Raw genomic sequence first — 25,259 nt, 5'->3', positions numbered from 1 at the left:
TTGGGCCCGGGTCTCAGCTTCAATTATCAAACCTCAATTTTCTAATTATTGTTAGTCTTCCTTCGACCATACTTCATAAATAGGATCTCCCTTGGAGCTCTTACCGCGGTGATGCCAGTCTTTCCCTTCTACTTTTCCATCGAATGACAGTTGCATTCCAATACGGGAACTGTCGCGTGAAAAGAATTCAATGGTCTCGGTATAACGGCCATCTTTAAACGTATAGGTACCACCACCGGTTCCAAAAAAATCACCGGTCTGGGTATTGATGGCAGCCCATTGGAAACGGGTTCCTGTCAGGATTTTAATGGTCTTCCTCGCGCTGGGGGGTATGCTGTTCATTGTTCCTTTTTGGTCGCGACCGGTTATCCGCCAGGTTGCATTCAGATCACCTCCGCCGTTATCCACCTGCTTCCATTTTTTATCCTGGCCGCTCCAGTTGGTTAGCATATGTCCGGATTCAATTTTTACGGGATAGCTATAAGTTTTTCCCACCATTGATTTGTCGGTGGTGCTGAATTCTGTTTTGGTGTTTACTGAGCCATTTGCTTCAGTCCAGGTGCCACCCTGCGTTTGAATGAATTTTTTCTCCGGAATATTGTACACCGAATAGGAATAATGTTGGCTGGTGAAGAGCAGCAGGTGAGTGATGTTGTCCTGCTCCATCATCCAGGCGCCCAGGATGTTGGTTTTGTTTTGTGACAGAATTTTGTTGCTGAAGGCAAGTGAAAGAATCAAAAAAAGTGATTTGGCAAACAATGTTTTCATGACATTCTTTTTTTGAATGTACGAAGAAACCGAAGATGCCGCAGCCGTACTGGTCTATTTCTTACGGCCGCCGGCGAGGGTAAAAAATAGTCCGGCTGCTATCACAGCCACGCCGGCATAAACCGGAAAGTTGATGTCCTTTTTTTCTTTCCTGTTGATCTCCAGCGGTCCCAGATCAACTACATTTTTTTCCCGGGTAAAACTGATTCCCTTGAGCAGCAGCATGGCGATACCGCCGACTATTAATATGATTCCTATTATTTTCATGGTATTCTTTTTAAGGTATGCAATTTTTAGTAAACAGCCACATAAAATAACCGTGCCAGGTAATAATTATTTTCGGCGCAGGGCCATTAAATAAATGGTCAGATTGGCGGAGGAATGTAACTTTATAGAAGTGACAAAGCAGATTGATTTTTTGTGCCACAAAACCAAAAAATTATGACCATTGAAATGCATACTCCTCATGGGGGACTACAGGAAGCAATAGTGCTCAGGGCTAAACAGGGGTTGATCCGCTTGTCACATCAATACAAAGGAGTAACCCGCATTGAATGCACGATGCGGGAAGATCCGGCTATCAGTCCGGTTGATAATAAGGTATGTGAAATACGGGTCATGGCTTTCGGTGAAAATCTTTTTACCCATTCGCGGACGGATGATTATGCCAGTTCCGCAAATGAAGCCATAGAACATATAAGCCAGCAGGTTGCCCTGCTGGCTTCGAAAGAAAATGAGCTGCCGGATAATATTACTACTACGGTGAGGGTTTGAGGCGTCTGATGTTTGAGGCGTATGACGTTTAGGATCAATGAATTCACCGGACGCAAACGTCAGACGCCTTTCCCATCAAACGTCAACCGCCTCCCCCTAAAACGGAAGATCATCATCGTGCACCGGGTCAATCGGACCGTTGAATTCAGGGGCTGGCGCGCCGCCGGCATTAGCGCCTGAAACCACTTTCCATGCTTTCACATCAGTATACCACCTGCCATTGTATTCGCGGCTTTCCACATCAAAAGATACCTGTACCGAATCACCAATCCGGAACTGGCTCATGTCAATTTTATCGCCCCAGACAGCGATACATATTTTTTTCGGATAGGCATCGGCTGTTTCAAGAATGAATTCCTGCTTTTTCCAGGTTCCGTTTTTACCCTGTCCGGTCTGCACTCCCAGCAGCTGGATAATTTTTCCACTCGTATCCATGTTTCTTTTTGGGCAAAGAAAGGGAAAAACTTTAGTGTGTAAAAGTCAATGTCTCCGTATAAGTGCTTCCGGCATCTGAATAGCTGAAACTGACTTTAAGGGTGGAGCTGGTAAGCTCAATCAGGGTGAAATCCTCTCCAAGCAGGCTCAGCACGGTTTCGTTATTGCTCCATTGCCAGGTGAACGGGTAAGAGGCTGGATCACTCGGGTCACATTTGGTGGCTCCCTCCGATATAATGCCCGATCCATTTGTGGAAAAACTAGTAAGGTCATCCTTGTCGCAGGCATCGTAGGTGGCAAATACATCGGAATCATCTGACTGGCCATCACCATCCAGGTCCTGTGCCGGATTCACCGTATGGGCAGACATTTTCCAGGCTCCGCTGGTGAGTAACTCGGTTTTTGTCTTCGCCGGTTCATCATCATCCTTGTTACAGGAACTGCCAGTAATGATCAATGTGGCCAGTGGTAATACTAGCAACCGGAGAATCTTTCTACTTTTCATATAAATAGGTTTTAGGTATATGTAGAAATTACTGAATAAACCCCGGATTTCGTACATTCAGAGGAATAATAACATATATGAACCGGGAGCAGGTCCTTCATCAATTATTGCAGGGGGTTTATGATAATACCACCATTCCCCTGTATGATTATGTGGCCGGCAACTGGCCGGGCAATGAGGAGGTTTTTGCTGCTGCCAAATCACTCGGCGACCAGTTGGTCGAAGAAAAACTTGTACATTATTCTGATCCGCATCGGACCATGCTGAGCATAACCAATTTTGGCAGGTTCTGGATTGTAAAAGGCGGCTACCAGGAATTCCTCCGGGGAAACGAGCACAAAATCAAGGAACATCACCATGAACACCTGCCGGAACAATCACAGGAGCATGACCTGAAAGAGGAACTTCGATTGGCCAGGTTGCGCTTTACCCGTTACCGGATTGTTACCTATTGGTGGAGTTTTGGCATTTCACTTCTCAGTTTTGCCCTCTCCCTTCTGAGTATTTACCTGGTCCTTTCCAGGTAAGTGCCTGATACGGTTAGTTTTCCTTCATACCCTTGATGATCACATTCCCCGATTTGGCTTCAAGGCAGGGATAATTAAATGCATTGAATGCCTTTTTGGGCGTATTGATAACCTTATAAAAATCGTCAATAAAATCAAGGGTTTTCTTTCGGTACTGCTCAGATAATCCTGGGCTTTGCCTGTACAGGGATTCGATCTCCTGCCGCTTTTCATTGAACAGGCGGATAGCCGGTTGCAGTAGGGCCAGGGAGTCCAGGCAATATCCCCGGTATCGCCGCACCCGCACCGATGGCAGGTCTAGGTTTTCCGGTGGCATTGCGTAGGGGGCATTTACCATTCCGCTCATATCAAAATCGTATGGAATCGGAATTACGGGAAAGTCAACTGCAGGGGCAACCAGTTCAATATTGTGCTGGAATTGTATGCCCCAGTCGGTATTGGCCGCAAAGAACTGAAAAACAGCCATGAGGTGAAAATCAGAAGGGGCCAGGTATTCCGCCCTGAGTCCGTTCTGGTCGATGGCAATCAGGCCATTCCTGGCAGCGGCCTGTTCCGGGGGCTCCAATAACATTCCGGTGAGGGTATTCCGGACGGAGCCGGTGGCGCTGTCAACCAAAACCACCCTGGTGAGTCTTGCGCGCAGGCTGAGAGGGGTGAGCAATTGATATACCCGGTACAGCAGGTATTCCCGCATCACCAGCTCCTCACCCCTGCAGGGCAATACCAGCTTGAGCTTGTTTTGTCCGGCCATGATGGTCCCCTTTTTCTTTGCTTCCTTATCAAGGTTCAACAAGATGGGGGGATTGATACAGACGTTTTTCTGTTTCCGGAAATTGCCCCTGACACGGGCCCTGGCGGGCAGGGAGATAGCTTGTCCGGAGCTGTCGCGCAACCCGATGGCCACAGGGTGATACTGCGGGTCTTCTCCCCTGTCTTTCCAGAGTTTATCAATATATGCGCTGAGTACCAGTTCAATAGGCTCTTCAGATTGAAATAAGGGTTTTACCTCCTTCGCTTGTGAAGTGTTGTCAGGCGAAAGCCCGGCCAGGGTCCTGGAACCCGAAGGCAGGATTTGCAGAACAAGGAAGACCAGAATGGTAATCGGTCGCAAGGGATTATCGTTACTTTAAGAAAGTTACGAAAAAGGCAGACGCCAAATTTTACTAACTTTGCGCCTCAATTCTTTCCATGAGCGACGCTATCAAACACGAATGCGGTTTAGCATTCATTCGTTTACGCAAGCCATTTTCTTATTACCAGCAGCAGTATGGGTCAGTTATGTATGGGCTGAACAAGCTCTACCTGCTGATGGAAAAACAGCATAACCGAGGCCAGGACGGAGCCGGTATTGCATCGGTAAAACTCAATGTGGAACCGGGTTATCCCTTCCTGCACCGCATGCGCAGTATTGAAACCAGGGCCATCGCAGACCTGTTCAGCCAGGTAGGGGAGGAAATAGCGGATCTGGAGAAATACCAGCCCGATATCCGGAATCACCCCGGTCTCCTGAAAGGACATGTTCGTTTCCTGGGAGAACTGCTTCTGGGGCACCTGCGTTATGGAACCCAGGGGAAGAACAATGTTGAATTCTGTCATCCATTTATAAAGCGGCATACGATCCAGTCGCGCAACCTTGCATTGGCAGGGAATTTCAACCTGGTTAATACGGAAGAGTTATTCGGACTCGTCAACATCGATCCGGGAGTATTCCAGCGCCAGAGTGACCTCGCCGCTATGATGGAAGTGGTCCACCATTTCCTGGTAATGGAAGATGAACTGACGCCCGGAAATCCTGATTTGGCAACAGTTCTGCGGAAATCAGCAAAACTGTTTGATGGCGGTTACCATATCGGCGGACTTGTTGGAAATGGCGACAGTTTTGTGATGCGTGATGCACATGGCATCAGGCCCTCTTATTATTATATTTCTGATGACGTGATAGTGGCCGCATCCGAAAGGGCTGCCATCCGTACCAGTTTTAACGTGGGTGAAAACGAAGTGAAGGAATTGATGCCCGGACAGGCACTTATTGTGAAGTCTGATGGCAGCTATGCTGTTGAGCAGATACTGGAGCCACAGGAACGCAGGGCCTGCAGCTTTGAAAGGATCTATTTTTCCAGGGGCAACGATGAGAAGATATACCGCGAGCGCAGCCAGCTCGGTTATAACCTGCGCGACAGGGTACTGAAATCCATTGATTACAATCTCAAGAATACCATCTTCTCCTTCATTCCAAATACCGCGGAAGTTGCCTTTTATGGCATGGTTAAGGGCATGGAGGATTATATGAACCAGATCAAGATCCAGCGTATTCTCTCCTGGGGCAATGACTTCGATGAGGAGAAACTGACGGAGATGATCAACCGGAAGATCAGGATGGAGAAGATCGCCATCAAGGATGTGAAGATGCGCACTTTCATTACGGAAGATTCCAGCCGGAACGAAATGGTTCAGCACGTGTACGACATCACCTACGGAACAGTTGTTCCCGGGCAGGACACGCTGGTGGTGATTGACGATTCGATTGTTCGGGGTACTACCCTGAAAGAAAGTATTGTGCGGATGCTGGCCAGGCTGAAACCGAAGAAAATCATCGTGGTATCCTCCGCTCCTCAGATCAGGTACCCTGATTGCTACGGCATTGACATGAGCAAACTGGGCGATTTCATTGCTTTCAGGGCAGCTATTGCGCTGATTAAGGAAAGGGGGATGGACGACCTGTTGAGTCGCCTTCAGGCAGAATGCAGGGAGTTGGCGCGGATGGGACAGCTGCACACCAAAAACCTGGTGAAGGAGATATACCATCCCTTCAGTGCAGAGGAAATTGCCGCCAAGGTGGCAGAACTGATAACCCCTTCTGATATCGATTTCGAGGTAGAAGTGATATTCCAGACCATTGAATCATTGCACTCGGCCTGTCCGACCAATACGGGCGACTGGTATTTCACCGGTAACTACCCTACACCCGGAGGGAACAGGGTGGTAAACCAGGCTTTCCTGAACTATATGGAAGGGAAAAACGAAAGAGGATATTGATTCCAGTCAACAGTTTCGGGCTTTGGCATTAAAATGCAGTCCAAAGGCTCGTTTGGCAATGTTTTTGATGCAAAATAGCGACCGACCGTTTTTAATTTCAACCTATGAGAGACCAATTAAACAGGCCTGTTTAAATTATCTCGCTTCGTACCCCTTGCAAAACGGTTAATGAATCACAAAGCCCGCTAACTTTATGGCATGAAAACCTTATATGTTGTAAGGCATGCCAAGAGCAGCTGGGGTGACTTAACCTTAAATGATTTTGATCGACCTTTGAATGATCGTGGGCAGCGCAATGCGCCGGAAATGGCGCAGCGCCTGCTTAAAAAAAAGTATCAGATTGATGCTTTTGTCACCTCTACTGCAAAGAGGGCTTTACAGACTGCCAGCCATTTCATCAAAACCTACGGACGTCCGGCGGAGGAGCTGATTCTTCGCGAACAGTTGTACCACGGTGCGGCCCATACATATTTTGAAGTGGTCTCTGCTCTGGATGACCAGTATGATTCTGTTGCCCTCTTCGGCCACAACCCGGGTATCTCAGCCTTCGTGAATCAACTGACTGAAACCCGTATTGACGATATGCCCACCTGTGGCATTTTTGCTGTCCGCATAGATGCTGAATTCTGGAAAGATTTTGCCACCGCTGAAAAGAAATTCCTGTTTTTCGATGCTCCAAAGCTTTAATGCGTCTGACGCGCGTCTGACATACGTCTGACGTACGTCAGACGCGCGTCAGACGGGTTGCCTTTTTCTCCCCACCAGCCAGACCCCGGTGAAGATGAGCAGGGCCGCGGCAATCTTTATAATGGTGAGTTTTTCCCCCAGGAAAATGACTGCAATAAAAGTGGCGAAAACCGGCTGGGTGTAGATGTAGGTGCCGGTGATGCCCGCACCCAGTTTACTGATACCGTAGAGGTTGAACAGGTAGGCAAAAAAGGTTGCTCCCAGCACGATCAGGGTCAGTGCCAACCATTCCCTGGCAGCGAACAGATCCCATTGAACCTGCTGCAGTTCATTCCAGCCAAAGAAAAACATAAAGGGCAGTCCCAATGTAAACACCCAGCGCAATACATGGGTGGGACGGTATTCCTGCATCAGCGGTTTTACCAGTGCAAAGTAGAAAGCATAGGAAATGGCGTTGATGATGATCAGGATATTACCCAGCCAGATATTGGTGGCTTTACCGGATGGGTCCTTTCCGGTTACCAATAAAATGGCACCGCCAATTCCCAGGCCCAGGCCAAAAACCTTCCAGGTCGTAATTGCCTCCTTATCGAGCCAGGCTGCCACAAAACTGATGAAAATGGGGGTAACCAGTATCAGCAAAGCCGCATGGATACTTAGTGTCAACGAGAGTCCCTTGATGAACAGCAACTGGTTGATGACCACCCCGGTCAGTGCGCAAAGCAGGAAACGGGGGATATGTTCTTTCCGGATACCTGCTTTGGAGGGATAAATTACCAGCAGCAGCCAGAAGAGTATCACGCTGATGCCTACCCGTACCAGGTTCAGTCCGAATGCAGGGATAAACCCCCTGGTGATGTGCTGGACCGCACTGAAATTGATGCCGAAAAAAAGATTCGCAGCCAGCACGGCCAGGTGGGGTTGAAGATCGCGCTTCAAATTTTTTGCGCAAAGATAGGGGGGAAAGAGAAGGCAGATGGGTATTCTCAGGTATGCAGGATGTCAGACAGGTTAAGCCGGTCCTGGCGGATGGCGGTTATCTTACCCTGGGAAGACAACCATCCGGCCAGGTATTCCTGCTCGGTTTGTCCGGGTGTGGGAACCATAAAACACCTCTTTCCAAGGGGCAGAAGGTCCATGATGGTGCTGTAGCCGCTGCGGCAAAGGATGCTTTGGGCATTGGCCACTTCCTGTGAAAGCTTATCCGCCGGTAAATGATTGTAAATGGTTGCATTGGGTATTTCCGGCAATTTTAAAAAGCCTCCGCCACTATCTGGCAGGCCTCTGACCAGAACCATGGATTGTCCCGGATTTGCGTTCCACTGGCGGATGACTTCTTTTTCAAGCAGGGTGCGTTGCGGCTCGGGACCAGAGAGCAGTACCAGGAGCCGGGTCTCTCCGTTGGGTACACGATTGCTCAGGCGGCTGAGCGGACCGAGATATTTTACGGGAATGCCCGGCATGGTGGAAGGATGGGAAAGTTCACCGGCAAGGCCCTGCCCCGATTCGAAATCAGGAACCCAGCATTCCGTGAACCGGTTGATCCATTGATACAGGGAGCGTTGCACCAGCCTGTCGGCCCAGGCACCAAACGGGGTTTTTACCATCAGCTGGTGTGTAACCAGGAATGAAGGAATGGCCGGATGGCTCAGTCCATACCGGTTGTCACTGATGACGGCCTCGATTCTTTCGGTGTCGACAACATCCTTTAACCAGGCCGCTTCCCGGCGGATAATACGAACGATCCGGGGTATTGAAAGCACCAAACCGGCTATGGTTGCGGCTCGGTTTTTGTGATATTTTATATGGTAAGGAGGTGGTGAAAGGAACCTGATCCCGGGAAAAGCTTCCGTAATGATTGCCTTTTGTGGACCTTCAGCGGCAACTAAAACTTTGGCATCCAGGTTATTAAGCAGGTGACTGATTAGTGGGATACATCTTGTTGCATGACCTAATCCCCAGTCAAGAGGAGCTACCAGTATCTGGGTGCCGGGTGAAAATATTTTAGGAAAATTTGAAAATTGGCTCAATCCTAAATACTTTTTTTACTGAAAATAAGTTTAAATTGAAAATCTAAAGTATGAAGAAGACGCTGATATACGTCGTTCTGGTAATAATGATTAGTAGTGTTGCCGCAAGCTGCAGTGGCAGCAGGCTCAGTAACAAAGGCTGCGGATGCAACATGAATAAAGGCTATGTTGGTTATTAAAATCTGATGAAATGAAAGCACCAAACAGGGATTTGTTGGTTCTTGTAAAACACGCCCGTAACAATGAGGAGGCGATGGAAAAAGAGCTGGCTCAATTAAACAAGCTCTTGATCAGTGTTGAGACACAGGATACTTTTGCCACTGTATATGAGGCGATAGACTGTAATAAGTTTCGTGTTTACAACGACCCCTGGAAGATAATGAAACTGATCTCTTCGGGAGAACCTGCTTTCGTTTTTCTCAATAACAAGAATTAATCACGGCAAGTGAATAAATAAAAGCCACCCATAATAGGTGGCTTTTTACGTACACTCAAACTAGTGCAGTTTGCTGAGCGCTTTTTCAAGGCTATCCAGCATACCTTTTATGTCTTCTTTTTTACAGGTTCCCACACTCAGGCGATACCATGGCGAAGTATTGGCAGCGCCAAATGCATAAAATGGTACCACCGCCAGCCTTGCTTCGTTGAGCAGGTAGCTGGTAACATCCGCCTGATTTTCCAGCAGTTTTCCTTCGGCAGTTGTTTTTCCTGCCAGGTCGATCCTGATTGTCAGGTAGATGGCCGCCTGCGGAGTGATGGCATCCACCTTATAGCCGGCTGACTTCAGGGCGATCAATCCCTCATAAATACTGCGCAACCTGGTCTCCACTTCTGATTTGAAATGCGACAGGTATTGCTGGATGGCTTCCTTCTGTTGCAGGAATTTTGCCAGCGCTTTCTGTTCTGCCATGGGTGCCCAGGCCCCAACGTGTGTAAGGATTGCCTTCATTTTACTGATGAGGATTGCAGGACCGAAACTCCATCCCACCCTAACCCCGGTAGCGGCGAATACCTTGCTGATGGCATCAATGAAAACAGTGTATTGGCGCATTTCCGGCCTCAGGGAAACAGGGTTATAATGTTGTATGCCACCATAAGTGAGGTGCCAGTACATCTGGTCGTACATCACAATCAGTTTCTTATCCCCTTCTGCGCGGGATGCGTTTTCTGCCAGCACCAGGTCGCAGATCTTTTCCAGTTCTTCTTTGGTGAAAACCGTACCGGTCGGATTCTGGGGCGAACAAAGTGCCAGGAGGGAGGCGCCTTTCAGGTGGGGTGCCAGGTCTTCCGCACGGGGCATGAAATTGGTATCAGGACCTGCTTCCACCACCACATGTTCTCCTTCTACAAAATGGGTATAGTGGTTGTTGTTCCAGGAAGGTACGGCGTATACCACTTTCTCCCCGGGGTCTACCACTGCGCGGAACAAGGCATAGATCAGTGGCCGGCCGCCTGCAGCAATCTGGAATTCTTCGGGTTTGTAATCGAGTCCCTCCCATTCCCTGGTAAAAGCGGCGATCTCGTTTCGAAGATCAAGGTTTCCTTCGGCGATGGGGTAGTTGGTGAAATGCTGGCGGTAGGCTTCAACGATCTCGTTTTCAAGTTCCTTTGGGATCGGGAACACTGCCGGGTCGAAATCTCCCACGGTAAAATTGTAGATCTGTTCCCCCTGCCGGATCTTTTCGCGGATCTCACCACCCAGTTTCACGATTTCGGAGCCGATGAGGGTTTCAGACAATTGACTTAGTTTCATAGCAAGTTTTTAGCGGGGCAAAGGTACGGAATGCCTCCCGCAACCATTTCCCTTTCTACCGGTTTAAATCGTATGCGAACCATCAAACAGCTTCGCCGGGTATTGCCGCCGATATTGTTTAAACTGGAAGGCCGGCGGGTAAGTGAGCGGGGCAAACTGATGAAGAGATCCGGAAGGTGCATAATGAATTCGGCGTGAGCGTATTTGGGTAGAAGCCTCTGATCTGAGGTGCTTATATTTGCGCCCTCTATGATGAAACCGGATCAAAAGACAGCCTTATTTCTTAAACCTGTCCGGCTGCGGCAGCGCTGGTCGCCCCTGGAAGCATTCCATATCACAAAGGGGCCGCGGGGGGTGGATTATGCCCGCGAACAGCTGGAGCCGGCGGTTGTGGAAAAATATTTCGGGTTTTTGCCTTCCGTGGCACGGCAGGCCCTGGTGGCATTGGGTGATGAAGCCCTGAAACAATCCATTGCAGAGCTGACCCGCACGCATGCCAGACAAAAAGCCGGCACTTCCCTAACCGCATATATAGATCGTTCCTTCATCCGGCAGGTTCACCAGTTTTTTTGCCAGTTATTGCCCCATACCGCTGAGTTGCGGTGGTATCACCAGACCGTGAACCCCACGACAGGTAATCACCTGACTGGAGGATGTGTACTGGTTGATCTTGTTCCGACTGTTTCGTTTAAGGTTTGCCGTGAGGAAGACGGAGCTTTGTCGTTACAGGTGTTTATTCGGTTAGGCGATACAGTGAGGCCACTGGCAGATTTCCATCGCGAATATTTTTTCCTTCAGCTGGAGCGCGAATATTTTTTGCTGACGATGCCCGATTACCTGACCCTTCAATGGTTGTCGGCCAATGACCCTTCTGCATATGCACATGATGCGCCGGGTTTTTCAGAGCATGTGCTGAAACGACTCGAATCGGAACGGTATGAAATCGAAATGGGCTCCCTGCTGAACAGGCAGGTAGTGGAGGTTGATCCGGTAAATGCCATTTACCTCAGCGAGATCAGCGGCAGTTTCCTGATGCTTACGCCGCGCTGGAACTACGATGGATTCTGGGTGGAAGGTCCCTGGCAGCACAGCGAGGAGTTTACCCGTAACGGTGAAGTATATGTGGTGAAGCGAAACCGCGAAAAGGAGCAGGTCTTTCACGACCAGCTGCAATCACTGCACCCGAATTTTTCCAGGCAGTTAAACGGGGTGTTCAACCTGCCTTTCGCGGAAGCGAAGAAAAAGCATTGGTTCCTTAAAGTGTACCATCGGCTGCTGGAAGAAAATGTGGAGTTACTGGGCATGGAGATGCTGCGTCATTTCAGGTATTCGCCATTTGCGCCTGAAACGGAGGTTCGGCTGATCAGGACCGTTGGCAGCAACCTGCACCTTCACATGAACCTTCGCTTTGGAAAGGAAGATGTGCCCTTGTTTGAACTGCAGAAATTATTGCTGGCTGGTGTTAAGAGCCTGCTGCTGAAGGATCACTCCATTGCGGTGCTGACGGAGGAATGGCTGGCACAGTACAGTGCCATCATCAAGCATGGCAGGATAGTTAAAAATGAAGTGGTGGTGCCGCAGTGGATTTTGCTGGGACTGGAAAGGGTGCGCGGTGATGGGCGGCCGGCTGGGGAGGAAATGGTTTCGGGCAGTTCGGTTGGGGATATGGTGGGTGAATCGGTAAAGGGAACGGGTAATGGGTCTGTTGGGGCGATGGGTAATGGATCTCCTGCCGGAGTGGGTAATGGTTCTGGTTACGGTTCGGATTTTGGGGCTGATGCGGCGAGACGGGCAATTGATTCGGCCTGGTGGAAGCGCTGGCAGCAATGGCAGCAAAGCGAAGAGGCCCTGGTGCCGGTGCCTTCGATCGTGAAAGCCCATCTCAGGCCCTACCAGCAAAAAGGGTTTGAGTGGATCTGCCTGCTGTCCGAGATTGGTGCGGGCGCCTGCCTGGCCGATGATATGGGTCTCGGTAAAACCCTGCAGACCATCTGTTTTATAGCGCACAGGCTGGGTGCTCCGGGTGCGGACCTCCCTTCGGAGACCCTTCACCCGTCGGGTGCCACCCGACGGGTGAAATCGCCGGCACTCATTGTTTGTCCCGCCAGCCTGATGCATAACTGGCGCCTGGAACTGGAGAAATTCGCTCCTTCGCTGAAGTCGTATGTATATCATGGCAATACCAGGAATATGCAGGCTTTTGCTGACTCGGGTTCTGCTGTGTTGATTACCAGCTATGGCACCCTGCGATCCGATTTTGACCAGTTACAGGTAGTGCATTGGGATACAGCCGTACTGGATGAAAGCCATACGATCAAGAACCCTTCTGCCCAGGTAACAAGGGCGGTTTACCAGTTGCAGGCAGGCGCGAAGATCGCCCTGAGTGGTACGCCCGTGATGAACAACACTTTTGACCTATATGCACAGTTGCAGTTCCTGGTACCTGGTTTGTTTGGGGGCGCGGAATTTTTCAGGAAGGAATATGCCAATCCGATTGACCGGGAGCACAGTGAGGAAAAGATCAAAGCGCTGCAGCAGTTGACCGCGCCCTTTGTACTTCGTCGCACCAAACAGCAGGTGGCAACAGATCTGCCGCCTAAAACCGAACAGGTACTCTGGTGTGAAATGGGGCCGGAGCAGAAGGCATTGTATGAGGAGACAAGGGGGCAGATCCGGGACAGCCTGTTCCTGAACATCAGGAATGAGGGGTTAGGGAAAAGCAAGCTATCCATCCTGCAGGGAATGCAGAAGTTGCGGCAGATCTGTGCTGCACCGCAATTGCTGAAAGATGGTGGCGATTCGGGAGATGGTTTGGCCGGGATGGCCTCCAGTCGGGCGGGTATGTCCTCCGTTAAGGCAGAAGTGCTGCTGGAAGAATTACAATATAACCTGCGAACCAATAAGGTGCTGGTCTTTTCCCAGTTCAAAGGGATGTTGCGTTTGTTGGGCGATGCCTGCCAGCGGGCGGGACTCTCCTATTACCATTTTGACGGTGAAACGCCCCCGGCCCGGAGAAGTGAGCTGGTGGCGCAATTCCAGGAGCCGGGTAATGAAGTGAATATTTTTCTGATCAGCCTGAAGGCAGGAAATACCGGTCTGACCCTCACAGCGGCCGATTATGTGTTCCTGGTGGATCCCTGGTGGAATACTGCGGTGCAGCAGCAAGCCATTGACCGGGCTTACCGGATCGGGCAAACGAAAAACGTATTTGCCTACCAGATGATCTGCAAGGACAGTATTGAAGAGAAGATTGTGGAGCTGCAGCAACGGAAACGATCCCTGTCCGATGCCCTCATAACCGAGGACGAAGGGTTTATCAAACAACTCAGCGAGGACGACCTGCGGTATCTGTTCTCCTGATGATACCTGTTCACCCGTCGGGTGCCACCCGACGGGTGCTACCCGACGGGTGAAATTTTGTAGGCGGTTTCGTGTTTGACTTCGGTCATGATGAAACTGCTTTGGACCGTACCGATATCGGCCAGCTTGGCAAGTTTGTTTACGATGAAGTCCTGGTAAGCGTTCATGTCGGCCACCGCAATTTTCAGCAGGTAATCGTATAAGCCGGTCATGTGGTAACATTCCATCACTTCTTCGAAGCGGACAATTGATTTTTCAAAATCCAGCAGTTTTTGACGGGCATGCTGTTTCAATTGAACGTTGGTAAAGGCAACCAGTTTGCGCCCGAGTTTATTGCGGTCCACATGGGCATGGTAACCGGTTATAAAACCCTCGGCTTCCAGCCGCTTCACCCTTTCATAAATGGGGGTGATGGTTTTCCCCAGCTTGTCGGCCAGCTCCTTATTGGTCAGCCGGGCATCATGTTGCAATAATTCCAGGATCATTGCATCGGTTTTATCGGGATGCATAGCAGTTAAATTTTCTATTAAATTAGGTTTAAATAGCAATAATTTCTAATTATATACCTGTCATCCAGTAAAAAGAGATTTGTTTTCTGGTGTGACAAATGTCATTGCCTGAGGTTCGCACTTGCCGGATATTGTATTCAAATTCTTGCATATGATACCCGAAAAGATTGCACCGGAAACAGCCATGATGGGGTTTGGCTATTTTCCAGAATGGAGTGAAGGCGCGGTGAAATGCCCGATGTTCCAGACATCCACCTTTGTATTTCCGTCTGCCGAAGCCGGCAAGTCATATTTTGAAAAGGCACTGGGCCGGCCGGGACATGAGAATGAACCCATGGGGCTGATTTACAGCCGTATCAATAATCCGGGTATCGAGATCCTGGAGAATCGTCTTCGTTTGTGGGATGAAGCGGAAGCTGCTGCCGTATTTTCTAGTGGCATGAGCGCCATCTCCACCACCCTGCTGGCCTTCCTGCGGCCTGGTGATGTTTTACTCTACAGCAACCCGCTCTATGGCGGCACCCACAAGTTTGTGCACCAGATTTTACCCGCATTCGGTGTGGAAGTGATCGGTTTCAGGCCACATATGGAGCGGGATGAGATTATAGACATGTTGCAGGCCAGCGGACATGCTGCCAGGCTGCGCATGGTTTATGTGGAAACGCCCGCCAATCCTACCAATGACCTGATCGATATCCGCATGGCAGCTGATATTGCCAGGCAATTTTCAACTGCCGAAAAGCAGGTATTGACCGTGGTAGACAATACCTATATGGGTCCTATCTGGCAACATCCCCTGCAACTGGGGGCAGATATTGTTTTGTACAGCGCCACCAAATACCTGGGCGGACACAGTGACCTGATCGCGGGATCTGCAGCGGGTAATACCTCTTTAATGACCGCGGTAAAACGCATGCGTACGGTGATGGGAACCAATTCTGATCCGCATACTGCCTGGTTGCTGTTGCGCAGCCTGGAGACCCTTCGCCTGCGTATGAATGCCGCTGAAGCCAATGCCAGAGTGATTGCAGACTGGCTGGTTCAGCATCCCGAAGTGATAAAAGTGATATACCTGGGCCACCTTGATGAGTCTCACGGAGATCAGTACTCGATCTTTAAACGGCAGTGCAAGGGCAACGGAGCCATGATCAGTTTTATTATAAAAGGGGGAGAAAAAGGAGCATTTCGATTCCTGAACCACCTGCACCATATCAAACTGGCGGTGAGCCTCGGTGGAACCGAAAGTCTTGCTGAGCATCCGGGCACTATGACGCATGCAGATGTGCCTGATGAGGAGAAACTGGCCCTGGGAATTGTACCTGGCCTGGTGCGCCTGAGCGTGGGCGTTGAAAGGGTGGAGGACCTGATTGCCGACCTGGAGCAGGCGCTGGAGGTGGTGAATAGTGAATGGTCAATGGTGAAGGAGGAAAAGAGGTGAATAGTGAATGGGTGAATAGTGAATGGGAGTCCTCGAAGGGACTCCCATTATTTTATGCGTATAATTCTGCGAATCTGGCTTAGCTGCCAATTGTGCCATCATGTACCGTATGATCCCAATCGGCTACGAGTAAGGCTTCAATATTTTCCTTTTTCCTGTTGCGGCTGATGCGGGCCAGGAACTTATCGGCCAGGTAGTAGATAACCGGTACGACGATCAGGGTCAGGAACATAGAGCTGATCAATCCGCCGATGATCACCCAGGCCAGTCCGTTCTTAAAGCTTGCACCTGCACTGGCAGCGAGCGCCAGGGGCAACATACCGATCACCATCGCGATGGTCGTCATCAGGATCGGACGCAAACGTGCATTGTTGGCCAGGATCAGGGCATCGCGGGTACTGTGCCCCTCCGCCTTGGACTGGTTGATAAAGTCAACCAGGATGATCGCGTTCTTGGCCACCAGTCCGATCAGCATAATGATACCCAGGATGGTAAAGATATTCAGGGAATTATTGGTCAACGCCAGCGCCAGCAGGGCACCGATGATGGACAATGGAATCGAGAACATCACTACTAACGGATATACATAGTTGTCGTACAGCGCCACCATGATCAGGTAAACCATCACAATGGAGATCAGCAGTGCCACTCCCAGTGTGCTGAAGGCATTTCCCTGGTTTTCGATATCACCACCCCAGATATAGCTGACACCCTGGGGGCGCGGTAACTGGTCAATCCGGGCAGTGATCTCCTGGGAAACCGTACCAACAGATTTGCCGATTACCTGTCCCTGTACGGATACAGAACTGTTTTTGTCGCGGCGTTCGAGACGGCTGGGACCGGATTTTTCACTGATGGTTGCAAACTGGTAGAGTTTTACCTGTTGCCCACGGCTATTGATGAACGTTAGTTCAGCAACGTCGGCCAGGTTCTTCCGGTCGAAATCATCAAATCCCACCCGGATATCATATTCGTATGCCCCCTTACGGTATTTAGCGTCATCGTTTCCGGAAAATGCTGTCTGCATGGTCATGCCCACCTGGTCCATGGTCAAGCCCAGTGCAGCCATCTTGTCACGATCCACCGAAACGTTGATCTCGGGATTTCCTTCCTCTACGGAAAGCTTCACTTCCTTGGTGCCCGCAGTTGCTTTTACCACCTGCTCGATGGATTTGGCATAGGCCATCACACTGTCATAATCGGCGCCCACAGCCACAATTTCCAGCGGAGCGCGTTCAGCCGTTCCCAGGATACTGATCGGGATGGTTTTCACCTTAACACCCGGGATCACTTTTTCCAGCTCCAGTTTTGTTTTGGCTGCATACACATCGGAAGCATCCTTACGCTGGTTCAGGGGAACGAGTTTCACAGTGATCTCAGCCTTATAAGCCGTGGCGTTACTGGCCCCGAATCCATCCTCACTGCTCTGTCCCACGGTGGTGATCAGGGAAGTGATCTCCGGATTTTTCCGCAGGTACTCTTCTGCTTTTTGGGTGGCGAAATTGGATTGTTCAACAGAAGCATCCTTGGGTGATTCAATCTGTACAATGAATTCACCACGGTCGCCCTTGGAAATGAATTCACCGCCGATATATCCTTTGCCCACCAGCATAAAAGATGAAACCAGCAGGACCATCACCACTCCCAATGTAATGGCTTTGTGGTCCAGTGCCCAATTCAGGATACCGGTGATCCACTGTGTGAAGCGGTCCATCAGCTTTTCAAAACCGATCACGAAACGGCCGAAAAATGTTTTGCCTGTAATATGTTCCAGCTTCCCGAAACGTGATGCCAGCCAGGGTACCAGGGTAAAGGATGCCAGCAGGCTGAGCAAGGTAGAGATCATTACCACTACCGCGAATTCGCGCAGGATATTTGATACCAGTTCATTGGTCAGTGAAATCGGAAGGAATACCACTACAATTACCAGGGTAATGGAAGTAACGGTGAAGCCGATTTCCTTTACTCCTTCAAAAGCGGCACGCACACGGTTCTTACCCATTTCCATGTGTCGCTGGATGTTTTCCAGGACCACGATCGCATCATCCACCAGGATACCCACCACCAGGGAGAGTCCCATCAGGGACATGAGGTTCAGGGAGAATCCCATTAGTTTCATGCCTATAAATGTGGCGATCAGGGATGCCGGGATGGTTACCATAACGATCAGCGCGTTCCTGATGCTGTGCAGGAAGAGCAACATCACCGCTGCCACCAGTATAACGGCCAGGAACAGGTCATGAATAACGGCATCGGCCGCTTCCAGTGTGAACAGTGTGGTATCGTTGGCCACATTGATCTTCAGTTCGCCGGAGGCATATTCCTTTTCCAGTTTTTCCAGGCTGCTTCTGACTTCCCTGCTCACGTTAACGGCATTGGCGTCCGTTTGTTTCTGGATCATCATGATCACCGCTGACTGCTGGTCAACACGGGCCAGACGGGTGGATTCCTTTACGGATTCCTGTACATCCGCCACGTCCTTCAGGCGGATCGGTGCGCCGGCCGAACTGGTGCTTATGACAGCCTCACGGAGAGCATCAACCGAAGTGAATTTTCCCGCCAGTCGGATCAGCACCTGGTTGTTCTCGCTCTTCACCTTTCCCGTGGGAAAATCAAGGTTGGATTGCTGGATAGCCTGCCTCACCTGTAATACAGAGAGATTATAGGCTGCCAGTTTTTCGGCATTGATATCAACCCTGATCTCCCTTTCGGTTCCCCCTATCAGTGAGATCTGTGCCACGCCGTTGATGCGTGACAGTCCGGGTGCAATCTTATTGTCCAGCAGGTCGTACAATTCCTTGCCATCCATCTTTGCAGTGGCGGAAAGGGTCATGATGGGCAGGTCATCCAGGGAGAACTTGTTCAGGGAAGGAGTTTTCACATCATCCGGTAATTCACTCAGGATGCTGTTGACTTTACGCTGTGCGTCCTGCATGGATATATCCACGTCGGCATCGTTGTTCAGTTCCACTGTAACCAGGCTGAGGCCTTCCACAGAACGTGCTGTGAGCTTTTTGATCTTTTCCATAGATGCCACCGCATCTTCTACCTTTTTGGTTACGGTGTTCTCTACCTCGCCGGGAGAGGCACCCGGGTAAACGGTGGCGATGGTTACGATGGGTGGTGAGAACTTGGGAAGTAATTCGTAATTGAGACTTTTATAACTAAGCCATCCCAGCAGTGTCAGCACTGTAAACAGCACCACCACCACGGTTGGTCGTTTAATCGATATTTCTGTGATCTTCATATAATCCTCCTCTTATTGAATGGTGATGGCAGATCCGTTCTGCAGGTTGATTTGTCCGCTGGTAATAACTGCATCGCCGGGCCTGATCCCTTCCAGGATCTCCACTTTCTCACCCAGGATGCGACCGGCTTTCACTATGCGCATTTCAGCTTTTCCATTAACCGCCACATATACTTCATTGCTGCCAACACTTCCTACAAAAGCAGTACGTGGTACCAGCAGGGCTTCCCTGTTTTCCGAGAACCTGAATTTGGCGCGACCATACATGCCGCCGCGAATGGCGTTCCCGCCGATATTGTTCAGTTCCAGCTCTACCGGGAAGTTCAGTGAAGCATCACCCATGGGCGCGATGTAACTAACGGTGGCGTACAGCTGCTTCTCAGGGAAAACATCAGAGTGCACCGGAACCTTGTCTTTCAGCTTCAGCTTCACCACCTGGTATTCGGGTACGTTTATGCGGAGCTTCAGTCTGGAGATATCCACAATCTGGAAAATTTTGGTGGCGGGCTGCACATAAGCTCCTTTTTCAGTATACTTCGTTTGTATGATACCGTTAATAGGGGCTTTCATGTATGAATCGCGCAGCTTGCGGGACTGAATATTCACCTGGGTGGCAGCTTGTTTTGCCTGCAGGCGAAGGTCCTGTAACTGCTGGAAGGTGATGCCGCCGTTCTGGTAAGCGCTGTCATAACGGGCCAGGTCTGATTCCAGTTTTGCCTTTGTGTTGGAACTGAGCAGCACCTCGTTGTTGAGTTGTTCATTGTCAAGAACCGCCAGGAGCTGTCCCTGGTGTACAGTTGCGCCGATATCCACTTTCAGTTCGGCGATCCGGCCGCTCACTTCGGAGGCGAAATCCAGTACCTTGTTGGGCTGGAATACACCATTGGCTTCAAAGTCGATAACCAATGGGGCCATTTTTGCCGTATCGGTACTAACCAACACAGATGGATTGGTTTGCTGCACGAGGTCGGTCTTGGCCTTATTGGCCGCTTTATTTTTATTCAGCTGTTGGAAGATCAGGAATAGTCCGCCCAAAATGGCAACGGCCCAGATGATTGCTTTAAAGACTTTATTCTTCATATACGTAATGATTTATTGTTGAGTTAATGATTGCAGATTTCCGTTTGATTTGAGCATTTCAACCTGGGCCAGTTTGAACTGGAGCAGGGCTTCCGCGTGGTTATTGCGGGCTTGTGTAAGCGAGGTTTCCGCGTTCAGCAGGTCGGTCAGTGGTGAAAGTCCCAGTTTGTAATTGCTTTGGGTGGTTTCATAAATATCCCGTGCGAGGATGATATTCTTTTCCTGCTGCCTGATGGTGCTGATGCTGTTGGCAATCTGCATTTTCGCGTTGCGCTGGTTGAGTGTTAGTTGTGATTTTTTCTGCGAAAGGTCTTCCTGCAATTGTTTGATCTGGATATTACTTTGTGCAATTCTTGCCTGGCGGGCGTTTCCGTCGAAGATCGGAACGCTGAGGCGGAGTCCGACGGCAGCTACATCATACCAGGTGGAGGTTCCGGAAGTTTTGAGCAGATCGAATTTATTACTGATGCCATTATAGCTGTAGTTCCCGAACAGCGATAGCTTGGGATAATACTCAGCCTTGTAGGCTTTCTTCTGCAGGTGCAGCAGTTCTTCCTGTTTTTTAAGGAGTTTGAAATCGTTCAGTTGCATGATCTCATTGGATTCCTGTTGCAATACGGTATTCATCTCTTCCTGGATATTGGCGAGGGATGGGGTACTGAATTGCAGGGGATCATCCATCTGCATACCCATAAAATACCTGAGCTGGTTCTCTGACTGGTAGATTGCGTTGTTGAGCAGGTTGGCCATGCTTTCGAGGTTGGCCAGGTTCACACGGAGACGGTCAACGTCGATACGCCGGGCTAATCCCGCTTTGAACTGTGTTTCAGTAGTGGTCAGGATTTTCCTGGTACTGATCATATTGGAATCGACTATTTCCCTCTTGACGCGGTTCACCTGCAACTGGTAAAAAGCGCTGGCTACGGACTGGATTACCTGGTCTTCTGTCAGGCGGGTCTGCAGCCGGTAATATTCCTCACTCTTCCTGGCTGCCTGCAAGCCGGTGAAAACAGACTGGTTGAAGAGCTCCTGTTTTACCTCGCCGGTGATACCAATGTTGTGGGTGGTGCCCATTTCAATGGTGGAGATGGTGCCGGGTTGTCCGGTCAGTTCTCCCGGAAGCACAATCACGGGCTTGATAAAGTTGTTGGAGTAATTACCGTTTAGGTTCACCTGCGGTAATGCCTGGGCCTTAATCTCACGAGTCTTCTGGATGCCGGCTTCTTCGCTGAGTGTGGCCTTGCGCAGGGTCTGGTTGTGTTCCAGCGCCAGTCTGATGACGGCGGAAAGGGATAGGGAATCGGGATTTACCGTGGTGACGGTTGTTACAGCAGTAGCGCCTTCCGGCTGGCTGTCCTGCGCCATGGTTGCACTACCAAGGAGGAGTGCAACCAGCAGGCCGTTGATGGTCAATTTGTGTTTCATATAAATACCTGGTTTAGATCCGCTCCGGGATCAATTTGTAGGGTTGTTTTATTGTTTTCGCTTTCTTCGGTTATACGATTCAGTAAGGTTTCCAGCCTGGGTACGGACGACCGGTCTACAATTCCATACAGGAACAGGTAGTATCCCTGGCGGAATACTTCGTCCTTGGAATAATCGGTAACCAGTTGCTGGCAATACCGGTAATCGTTGTAGAAATGTTGCTGCCAGAGTGTGACTAGCAGAGCGGGATGGATATTGCCGCGGTACACCCCTTCTGCTATTCCCTTTTCCAGGTTGGTGCGCAACAGTTCCAGCACAAGCTGGCCGATGTTTATGTGGAACCTGTTCCATTGCTCCGGGAAATGTTTTTGCAGATCGGAGAAAAACTGCGGGGACCATTTCTTGAATGTGCTCGTAAGTGTACTGACATACCCGGTGATCTGCTCCAGCGTGTCGCCGGTCTCATCCCGGACCGCCAATAGTTGCTGCCGGAGTTCAGTAGACATTTCAGCTTCTACTCTTTCGATCAGTTCCATCCTGGAGGGGAAGAACCGGTACAGGGTCTTTTTCGATATACCCAGGTGGCCGGCCAGGTCCTCCATGCGAAGCTGCTGGATCCCTAACCGGGAGAACATCTTGCAACTGGTGGCTAATATTGTTTGTTCCATGACCGTTCGACTAATTTGATTTAAAAGTCAAAATTACTAGACCTTTCGACTAAAATGGAATAATGGTCGAATTATTTTGTTAAGGATTTGTAAAAAGACAATTGAAAATGGTGGCAGCGAATCAATGGAGGAGCAAAAAATATTGAATAAGTAATTGTAAATAAGTATATTATGATTGAAAACCAATTACACAAACTGAAAGCTGAAAGTTTCCGGCAGCCTTGTTCCGGTGCAATGGTTAGATTTGTATTCTATTTTGTTCAAATAAATTCGACTGAATATGTCAGTTAGTCAAGCAGAACGTGATCCGGTCATCATAGCAGAGATCCTGGCTGAAAGCCGGGAATTGTTCAAGCGCTATGGTTTCAAGAAGACAACCATGGAGGATATTGCCCGCATGGTTGGGAAGTCGAAGAGCGCGCTGTATTATTATTTCAAAACCAAGGACGAGATTTTTGATGCCATCCTGCTCGAAGAAATCCGCAAGCAGCACTCCATTATTTCTGCTGCCGTACAGGAGGCCGGAACAGCGGCTGAAAAGTTCCGGGTTTTTGTCAGGGGTATGCTGGCAAACGTGAAGGAAAGGGTGGAGGATTACAGTATGTTCCGGGCGGAATTGTTCGAAAATGCCCGGCGCCTGCTTGAAATTTCCGAGGAGAAGGAGCGTAGTGTGGAGCATTTACTGAAAGATATCCTGCTGCACGGAATCCGCACGGGAGAGGTGAAAGGGATGCAGTCTGTGGAAATGGACGTATGGGCCAATATGGTGAAATGGTCGCTCAAGCAGGTGGGACAGCAACTTTTCCTGGGCGAGAAGCATGATTATTTTTTGGGCCAGCTTGATTTTCTGGCTGACAGCCTGTTTTATGGCATCGCGACTAACAAGTCCTGATATCCTTGTTTTCAGCCTGTCCGCCGGCGGAGCAGGCAGTGATTATTAGTGACCTTACTCACATAATAGCCATCAGATAATACCGTACTTTGTAAAAAATAATTGAGATGGCTACCATTAAACTTACAACTGAAAAGTTCAAGGAAGAGGTTTTTAACTATGAAGGTGCTACGGAGTGGTCTTACAAGGGCAGCCTGCCTGCTATTGTAGATTTCTATGCCGACTGGTGTGGTCCCTGTAAGATGGTGGCTCCTATCCTCGAAGAATTGTCCAAAGAATACGAAGGCAAACTATTGATCTATAAAGTAGATACTGATAAAGAGCAGGAGCTTTCTGCAGTATTCGGCATCCAGAGTATTCCGACCCTGCTGTTCATTCCGGCTAATGGCCAGCCTATGATGCAGCCGGGTGCTCTTCCCAAGAGTGCTTTCAAGCAGGTGATCAACGAGCACCTGCTGCCGAAGGAAACCGAAGCATAATTTTCCTTCACCCGTCGGGTGCCACCCGACGGGTGAAATTTTTTTGCCCTTCAGGGTCAGTCAATCCAACCCATTATCACTTCATCGATGAACCGGTTCTCAGAAGGGAACCAGGTATAATTTCTGAGAACCCCCTCCTTTTTGAATCCCACCCGCTCGTAGAGCCGGATGGCTTTATGGTTAAATGTTGCCGTACTCAGTTCGATTCGCCTGCATCCCCGCTCTTTCGCAAGCGAGATGATTTCCCGCAGCATCGTCTCTCCATGTCCCCTACCGGAAGCATCGGGGTGGATGGCCACTCCGCCCAGGTAGATCATGTGTGCATTCCGGTGGTATTGAGGCACGAGCTTACACATTCCAATGGCTGTTTCACCCTGCTGGTAAACATATAGCAAGCCTTTTTGCCTCAGGTCCTCAAAAATCGGCTGGAAGGCTTCCTCATCCATCGGCTCATAGAGGAGGTAGGGGTTGATGGCCGGATGCATATAGAGGCCGAAAATAAAGTCAAAATCGTCTTTGGTGGCAGGTCTTAGCATGGGTTAAAATTCGTCAACTTTCGGGAAACCGGCGTTTCACCCGTCGGGTGCCACCCGACGGGTGAGTTTCAACTACCCAATGACTGTGCCAGGCGTTCAAGGTCTGAATGGGTGTGGTGCGCGGAGATCACAATCCGGTTCAGCACTTTGGCGGAGCTGGGGTATTTGAAATGCGTAATGACGATATCCTTTTGTAACAGGGATTCGTGGATGGTTTCTTTATGCGGATAAATTACCGGGTAGGATGTATTGAAATCCAGGTCGTCAAAACCGGAGATCAGGCCACCCAGGTATGCCAGGTTTTCCATCAGTTTAGTGCGCTGCCCCAAAAAAAGTGGCCGGGCATCAAAAAGGGTTTGCACGAATGCAGGGTTCATGCCGGCCCCTGACACAAAGCAGTCAGCTTCCTGTATCTTTTCTATGAATTCCCGGTCTGAGGCGATCATACCTCCTGATAGCGCATAGGCTTTACCGAGAGAGGCAACCTGGATTTTGCGATATACATTGGGTAAATGCAATCCACCCATAATGCCTCCGCCGTTTTCACCCAATATGCCCAGGGAGTGTGATTCATCGATCACCAGGGTGATGCGTTTGGCGGGAGATATTTTCCCGATGTCATCAAGCCCCACAGGTTGCACCTGGAAAGAAGGCACGGCATCAGTTAGCAGCGTGATATCTTCCTGCTCATCATTCAATAATGCCGGGTGCAAATCGCCTTCCCGGTAAAAGGGTTCACTTCCGACTGCATGAATGGCCGGATGGTGTCCGGGAAAATGAAAAAAGCGGTTGCTGGATGCCGTTAGAGTGTCGATGGCCAGTTTGCCTGCCAGCATCCCCGAAGACACCGTTACAGCTGCCTCTGTTCGGGCAAGTTGTGACAGGTATTGTTCGCCTTCCCCGTAGGCTTTCAATTGTACATTGGCATTCCGGGAGCTCCCATAAGCGGTGCCCCAGCGGCGGATATTGTGGATGAGCAGGTCCTGGAAGGTTAGATGTGATGGCAGCCCGAGATAGGCGGTACCCCCGAAGTATAAGCGCTCTTTTCCCTCCAGTAAAAGGGTACGGCCTGGGATCTCTGCAACTTGTATCATGCCCAAATATATATTT

At 49.8% G+C, this 25,259-nt stretch carries 24 protein-coding genes; 9 read left to right on the top strand and 15 right to left on the bottom strand.

The genetic code is table 11. From position 1 onward, the window contains the following. Positions 1-51: 51 nt before the first annotated feature. Entirely contained in the window at positions 52-768 is a 717-nt protein-coding gene (locus BC349_RS17265) for a membrane or secreted protein (RefSeq protein ID WP_187258038.1), read from the bottom strand. Positions 769-822: 54 nt separating this feature from the next. Further along, positions 823-1,035 carry a hypothetical protein gene (locus BC349_RS17260; RefSeq protein ID WP_187258037.1) on the bottom strand — a complete coding sequence of 71 codons (213 nt, stop codon included), beginning with the start codon at positions 1,033-1,035 and terminating at the stop codon, positions 823-825. Positions 1,036-1,209: 174 nt separating this feature from the next. On the opposite strand from BC349_RS17260, the gene BC349_RS17255 reads away from it, so the two are divergent. Further along, positions 1,210-1,542, top strand: coding sequence for a hypothetical protein (locus BC349_RS17255; protein WP_187258036.1), 333 nt, complete (start codon positions 1,210-1,212; stop codon positions 1,540-1,542). 96 nt (positions 1,543-1,638) lie between these two features. On the opposite strand, the gene BC349_RS17250 is transcribed toward BC349_RS17255, so the two are convergent. Then, positions 1,639-1,977 (bottom strand): DUF3127 domain-containing protein, encoded by a 339-nt coding sequence (locus BC349_RS17250; RefSeq protein WP_187258035.1) that lies wholly within the window; start codon positions 1,975-1,977, stop codon positions 1,639-1,641. Positions 1,978-2,008: 31 nt separating this feature from the next. Beyond that, a complete protein-coding gene (locus tag BC349_RS17245) occupies positions 2,009-2,482 on the bottom strand; it encodes a hypothetical protein (protein WP_187258034.1) in 474 nt (157 codons plus the stop codon). 77 nt (positions 2,483-2,559) lie between these two features. Here BC349_RS17245 and BC349_RS17240 point away from each other — a divergent pair, with 77 nt between their 5' ends. Beyond that, entirely contained in the window at positions 2,560-3,009 is a 450-nt protein-coding gene (locus tag BC349_RS17240) for a hypothetical protein (protein ID WP_187258033.1), read from the top strand. A 13-nt stretch (positions 3,010-3,022) separates the two neighbouring features. Here the strand turns inward: BC349_RS17240 and BC349_RS17235 are convergent, their stop codons facing one another. Then, the gene (locus BC349_RS17235) at positions 3,023-4,120 is read right to left on the bottom strand and encodes a hypothetical protein (RefSeq protein ID WP_187258032.1); all 1,098 of its coding nucleotides are present in this window, start codon (positions 4,118-4,120) and stop codon (positions 3,023-3,025) included. Positions 4,121-4,197: 77 nt separating this feature from the next. On the opposite strand from BC349_RS17235, the gene BC349_RS17230 reads away from it, so the two are divergent. Next, on the top strand, positions 4,198-6,045 hold the full coding sequence (locus BC349_RS17230) for an amidophosphoribosyltransferase (protein ID WP_187258031.1): 1,848 nt from the start codon (positions 4,198-4,200) through the stop codon (positions 6,043-6,045). Positions 6,046-6,243: 198 nt separating this feature from the next. After that, positions 6,244-6,732 (top strand): SixA phosphatase family protein, encoded by a 489-nt coding sequence (locus BC349_RS17225; RefSeq protein WP_187258030.1) that lies wholly within the window; start codon positions 6,244-6,246, stop codon positions 6,730-6,732. 48 nt (positions 6,733-6,780) lie between these two features. On the opposite strand, the gene BC349_RS17220 is transcribed toward BC349_RS17225, so the two are convergent. Further along, positions 6,781-7,671 (bottom strand): DMT family transporter, encoded by an 891-nt coding sequence (locus tag BC349_RS17220; protein ID WP_187258029.1) that lies wholly within the window; start codon positions 7,669-7,671, stop codon positions 6,781-6,783. Positions 7,672-7,718: 47 nt separating this feature from the next. Beyond that, entirely contained in the window at positions 7,719-8,762 is a 1,044-nt protein-coding gene (locus tag BC349_RS17215) for a glycosyltransferase (RefSeq protein WP_187258028.1), read from the bottom strand. Positions 8,763-8,952: 190 nt separating this feature from the next. On the opposite strand from BC349_RS17215, the gene BC349_RS17210 reads away from it, so the two are divergent. Then, on the top strand, positions 8,953-9,198 hold the full coding sequence (locus BC349_RS17210) for a hypothetical protein (RefSeq protein WP_187258027.1): 246 nt from the start codon (positions 8,953-8,955) through the stop codon (positions 9,196-9,198). A 60-nt stretch (positions 9,199-9,258) separates the two neighbouring features. On the opposite strand, the gene BC349_RS17205 is transcribed toward BC349_RS17210, so the two are convergent. Further along, a complete protein-coding gene (locus BC349_RS17205; RefSeq protein ID WP_187258026.1) occupies positions 9,259-10,515 on the bottom strand; it encodes a pyridoxal phosphate-dependent aminotransferase in 1,257 nt (418 codons plus the stop codon). Between the two features lie 249 nt (positions 10,516-10,764). Here BC349_RS17205 and BC349_RS17200 point away from each other — a divergent pair, with 249 nt between their 5' ends. Further along, complete coding sequence (locus BC349_RS17200; RefSeq protein WP_246457029.1) at positions 10,765-13,875, top strand: DEAD/DEAH box helicase; 3,111 nt, start codon at positions 10,765-10,767, stop codon at positions 13,873-13,875. A gap of 38 nt (positions 13,876-13,913) precedes the next feature. Here BC349_RS17200 and BC349_RS17195 read toward each other — a convergent pair whose 3' ends face one another. Then, complete coding sequence (locus BC349_RS17195) at positions 13,914-14,384, bottom strand: Lrp/AsnC family transcriptional regulator (RefSeq protein WP_187258025.1); 471 nt, start codon at positions 14,382-14,384, stop codon at positions 13,914-13,916. 151 nt (positions 14,385-14,535) lie between these two features. On the opposite strand from BC349_RS17195, the gene BC349_RS17190 reads away from it, so the two are divergent. Further along, a complete protein-coding gene (locus BC349_RS17190; RefSeq protein ID WP_187258024.1) occupies positions 14,536-15,822 on the top strand; it encodes a cystathionine gamma-synthase family protein in 1,287 nt (428 codons plus the stop codon). A 79-nt stretch (positions 15,823-15,901) separates the two neighbouring features. On the opposite strand, the gene BC349_RS17185 is transcribed toward BC349_RS17190, so the two are convergent. Genes BC349_RS17185 through BC349_RS17170 form a run of 4 tightly spaced genes read right to left on the bottom strand, consistent with a single transcriptional unit; the run spans position 15,902 to position 22,242 of the window. After that, positions 15,902-19,069: an efflux RND transporter permease subunit gene (locus BC349_RS17185; RefSeq protein ID WP_187258023.1), complete on the bottom strand. Its 3,168-nt coding sequence runs from the start codon at positions 19,067-19,069 to the stop codon at positions 15,902-15,904. A 12-nt stretch (positions 19,070-19,081) separates the two neighbouring features. Further along, positions 19,082-20,149 (bottom strand): efflux RND transporter periplasmic adaptor subunit, encoded by a 1,068-nt coding sequence (locus BC349_RS17180; RefSeq protein ID WP_187258022.1) that lies wholly within the window; start codon positions 20,147-20,149, stop codon positions 19,082-19,084. 12 nt (positions 20,150-20,161) lie between these two features. Continuing rightward, positions 20,162-21,574, bottom strand: a complete 1,413-nt coding sequence (locus tag BC349_RS17175; RefSeq protein WP_187258021.1) for a TolC family protein — start codon at positions 21,572-21,574, stop codon at positions 20,162-20,164. Then, positions 21,571-22,242 carry a TetR/AcrR family transcriptional regulator gene (locus BC349_RS17170; RefSeq protein ID WP_187258020.1) on the bottom strand — a complete coding sequence of 224 codons (672 nt, stop codon included), beginning with the start codon at positions 22,240-22,242 and terminating at the stop codon, positions 21,571-21,573. The genes BC349_RS17175 and BC349_RS17170 overlap by 4 nt, the downstream gene beginning before the upstream one ends. Before the next feature lie 280 nt (positions 22,243-22,522). Between BC349_RS17170 and BC349_RS17165 the strand changes: the two genes are divergently transcribed. Together BC349_RS17165 and trxA are read left to right on the top strand one after the other, a co-directional pair. Then, positions 22,523-23,134: a TetR/AcrR family transcriptional regulator gene (locus BC349_RS17165; protein ID WP_187258019.1), complete on the top strand. Its 612-nt coding sequence runs from the start codon at positions 22,523-22,525 to the stop codon at positions 23,132-23,134. A 107-nt stretch (positions 23,135-23,241) separates the two neighbouring features. Continuing rightward, a complete protein-coding gene (gene trxA / locus BC349_RS17160; protein WP_187258018.1) occupies positions 23,242-23,613 on the top strand; it encodes a thioredoxin in 372 nt (123 codons plus the stop codon). 56 nt (positions 23,614-23,669) lie between these two features. Here trxA and BC349_RS17155 read toward each other — a convergent pair whose 3' ends face one another. After that, complete coding sequence (locus tag BC349_RS17155) at positions 23,670-24,149, bottom strand: GNAT family N-acetyltransferase (protein ID WP_187258017.1); 480 nt, start codon at positions 24,147-24,149, stop codon at positions 23,670-23,672. A 68-nt stretch (positions 24,150-24,217) separates the two neighbouring features. Beyond that, positions 24,218-25,243: an aminotransferase class I/II-fold pyridoxal phosphate-dependent enzyme gene (locus BC349_RS17150; protein ID WP_222840217.1), complete on the bottom strand. Its 1,026-nt coding sequence runs from the start codon at positions 25,241-25,243 to the stop codon at positions 24,218-24,220. Between the last annotated feature and the right edge of the window lie 16 nt (positions 25,244-25,259).

Source organism: Flavihumibacter stibioxidans (genome assembly GCF_014332695.1).
In the GTDB taxonomy this organism is placed as follows: Bacteria; Bacteroidota; Bacteroidia; order Chitinophagales; family Chitinophagaceae; genus Flavihumibacter; species Flavihumibacter stibioxidans.
This window is presented reverse-complemented; position numbering and strand designations above follow the sequence as displayed.